This window comes from Mesorhizobium sp. M1E.F.Ca.ET.041.01.1.1, assembly GCF_003997355.1.
Classification (GTDB): Bacteria; Pseudomonadota; Alphaproteobacteria; order Rhizobiales; family Rhizobiaceae; genus Mesorhizobium.
On sequence record NZ_RZSL01000655.1, the window covers coordinates 1 to 3,078 of the forward strand.

5 protein-coding genes are annotated in these 3,078 nt (G+C 61.1%); 4 read left to right on the plus strand and 1 reads right to left on the minus strand.

What is annotated here, in order from left to right; all coding sequences use genetic code 11:
• The 4 genes from EOA38_RS32000 to EOA38_RS32015 form a co-directional block, all read left to right on the plus strand.
• Nucleotides 1-658 (plus strand): enolase C-terminal domain-like protein (locus EOA38_RS32000; RefSeq protein ID WP_281060135.1); only part of this gene is annotated, 658 nt, incomplete at its 5' end.
• Nucleotides 659-761: 103 nt separating this feature from the next.
• Complete coding sequence (locus EOA38_RS32005; protein WP_127301103.1) at nt 762-1,088, plus strand: NIPSNAP family protein; 327 nt, start codon at nt 762-764, stop codon at nt 1,086-1,088.
• 9 nt (nt 1,089-1,097) lie between these two features.
• Nucleotides 1,098-2,297 carry a mandelate racemase/muconate lactonizing enzyme family protein gene (locus EOA38_RS32010; RefSeq protein ID WP_127301104.1) on the plus strand — a complete coding sequence of 400 codons (1,200 nt, stop codon included), beginning with the start codon at nt 1,098-1,100 and terminating at the stop codon, nt 2,295-2,297.
• Between the two features lie 277 nt (nt 2,298-2,574).
• On the plus strand, nt 2,575-2,907 hold the full coding sequence (locus EOA38_RS32015; RefSeq protein WP_189435056.1) for a hypothetical protein: 333 nt from the start codon (nt 2,575-2,577) through the stop codon (nt 2,905-2,907).
• Here the strand turns inward: EOA38_RS32015 and EOA38_RS32020 are convergent.
• Nucleotides 2,904-3,078: aldehyde dehydrogenase family protein (locus tag EOA38_RS32020; protein WP_127301105.1), on the minus strand; the 175-nt coding region annotated here is incomplete at its 5' end. The two genes, EOA38_RS32015 and EOA38_RS32020, sit on opposite strands and share 4 nt — an antisense overlap.

Genomic DNA, 3,078 nt, shown 5'->3' on the forward strand with positions numbered 1-3,078 from the left:
GTATATCCACGAGGTTCGCGAGGTCATCGGCTACGAGATCCCTTTAGCCATCGATCATGTCGGCCACATCTCGCTGCAGGACGGCATTCGCCTGTCGCGCCGTATCGAGAAATACGTGCCGGCTTGGCTCGAGGACGTGATCCCCTGGCAGTACACCGAGCAGTACCGGCAATTGCAGCAAGCGACCTCGGTGCCGATCTGCACCGGCGAGGATATTTATCTCAAGGAGGGTTTCGAGCCTCTGCTGAAGAGCGGCGGCCTCTCCATAATCCACCCGGACCTGCTCACCAGCGGCGGCATCCTCGAGACCAAGAAGATCGGCGACATGGCGCAGGACCACGGCGTTGCGATGGCGATCCACATGGCCGAAAGCCCGATCGCCGCGATGGCCGCGGCGCATGTCGCGACCGCGACCGAGAACTTCATGGCGCTCGAATACCATTCCGCCGATGTCGACTGGTGGGATGACATCGTCACAGGCCTTCCCAAGCCGCTTGTGAAGGACGGCTTCATCACCGTTCCGGACAGACCGGGGCTGGGCATAGACGATGTGGTCGACGAGGTGATCAGCCAGCATCTGCAGCCCGGTGTCACGGGGATATGGCAATCCACCGAGCATTGGGACAATGAGTATAGCTGGGACCGGACCTGGAGTTAGCCCAGGCCCTCTGCCCTCATTCCCCCAGGCTCACAGGGCCAACGACCGACCATTCGTGTCGACCTCTCCCAAGGGAGAGGTGAAGAAAGAAACGGACGAAACCATGATCTACGAACTGCGTATCTATGACTGCCTGCCGGGCAGGCTGCCGGCTTTGCTCAAGCGTTTTTCCGACCAAACGCTGGCCATCTGGGAGAGGCATGGCATCCGCCAAGCCGGGTTTTTCACCACGGCGATCGGCGAAAACAGCAATCGCCTCACCTATTTCCTCGCCTGGGAATCGCTGGCCGAGCGTGAGGCGAAATGGGCGGCTTTCGTCACCGATCCGGCATGGCACAGGGCCCGGGACGAGTCTGAGCGCGACGGGCAGATCATTGCCAATATCAACAGCCAGCTGCTCACGCCGACAGCTTTCTCGTCTGTGAAATAGGACCGCGCCATGAAGATCATCGACCTGCGCTGCGCTGTCATTGGGCGGCATCCCATCGTTCGCGTCGTCACTGACGAGGGCCTCTACGGTCTGGGCGAGGTGGAGTACACCAAGACCTACCTCAAGCCCTTTGTGCTGCACTTCCGCGAGGCGCTGATCGGCGAGGATCCGACCGATGTCGAGCGGGTGATGCTGAAGATCCGCCAGCGCGGCTCGTTCAAGCCCTATGGCGCGGCGGTAAGCGCCATCGAGCACGCGCTGTGGGACATTGCCGGCAAGGCCGCGGGCGTGCCGGTCTACAAACTGCTTGGCGGCAAGGTGCGCGACAAGGTGCGCGTCTACAACGGCTCGATCCGCCGGAAGCGCTCGGGCGACCGGCCGGAGGATTACGCCGCCGACGTCAAATGGATGATGGAGCAGCCGCAGAACTTCTTCATGATCAAGCAGGGAATCTCGTTCCACTCCAATATGAAGGACTCTATCGAAGGCTTCCACTACGGGGTGACGCAGAAGAAGGCCGGCTATCACGGTGCCATGGATCAGGGCGTGATCAGCGAGCGCGGTTTCAATCATATGCTCGACTGCGTGATCGCGATGAAGGAGGTGCTGGCCGACAAGGTCAGTCTGGCCCTCGACTGCGGCCCGGGTTGGATGCTGCCTGACGCGATCAAGTTCGCTCGCGCGGTCGAGAAATACAATTTGATGTGGCTCGAGGACATGCTGACCGGCGACTACGTGCCGTGGGTCAATCCGCAGGCCTATCGGGAGCTGACCACCTCCACCTCGACGCCGATCCATACCGGTGAGCAGATCTACCTGCGGCACAATTTCAAGGAGCTGAGCGAGACACAGGCGGTGCGCGTCATCGGCCCCGATCCTGCCGATATCGGCGGCATTGCCGAGCTCAAATGGGTTGCCGAGCACGCTTACATGCACTTGATCCTGATGGCGCCGCACGGAACCGCGAACGGCCTGCTCGGCCTCGGTGCGCTTATCAATGTCTGCGCCACCTTGCCTGCCAACTACATCGCCTTCGAGTATCCGAGCGCCTCCGACCCCTGGTGGGAGGACCTCGTCATCGGCCTGCCGTCGCAGATCGTTAAGGACAGCATGGTGGACCTGCTGGAAGCGCCGGGGCTAGGCCTCGATATCGACGCCGAAGCAGCCAGGAAATATCTCAGGGAAGAGGATGCGGGCTTCTTCGACTGAAGAACCTCTCTTCTTTCGCCAACCTGCACGACGCGGACCGCTTCACGCATATTGGCTGTCAGACCGCTCTCGGCCCTGAAGGCGCAGCGCGACATCGGCTCCGGATAGGCCTCGCGCGCCAGCAAACTGCACAGCGTGTCAGAAAAACGAAATTGTCCGCTGCCTCTCCAGTCGTAATTGTCCCAACGAGGCGAACGGCTCGGGTGTCTTGGGAGGATTCCGGAGCAGCCAGTCGCCTGAGGAAGGCGCCAACCACAGGCTGCCTGGGAGGAAGAAAATGCCTGGTTCGGGCAAATCGGACGGCAGGCGCCTTGGCTTCAAGGCGTCGCAGGAACTCGTGGTCGTTGCGATCTCGATCGTCCTCTTCATCGTATTCTCGGCGACGCTCGACAATTTCCTGAGCCAAGGGAACATCATCGCCATCCTCAAGAACGTCTCGATCCTCGGCACGCTGGCAGTCGGCATGGGTCTGATTGTGGTCGGCCGCGGCATCGACCATCATCACCGCGCGGGGCTATGTGCATCACTCTTTTTCCGAGCAACTGATGAACCTGATCCGCACCAATCTGCGCGAGCTCGCCCACTGACGTTTCCGGCGCGTTCGGTTTAGTCAGTCTGGATCCATACTGACTTGGTTTCCAGATATTCGTGCAGATGCTCGACGCCGCCTTCGCGGCCGTAGCCGGACATCTTCATGCCGCCGAACGGCACGGCCGGGTCGATGGCGTGGTACATGTTGACCCAGACCGAGCCGGCCTTGATGCGCCGCGCGAGCTTGTGC

Bases quoted from the DNA above. Each gene is read 5' to 3' on its own strand.
- EOA38_RS32005 (WP_127301103.1), top strand. From the start codon at position 762: ATGATCTACGAACTGCGTATCTATGACTGCCTGCCGGGCAGGCTGCCG.
- EOA38_RS32010 (WP_127301104.1), top strand. From the start codon at position 1,098: ATGAAGATCATCGACCTGCGCTGCGCTGTCATTGGGCGGCATCCCATC.
- EOA38_RS32015 (WP_189435056.1), top strand. From the start codon at position 2,575: ATGCCTGGTTCGGGCAAATCGGACGGCAGGCGCCTTGGCTTCAAGGCG.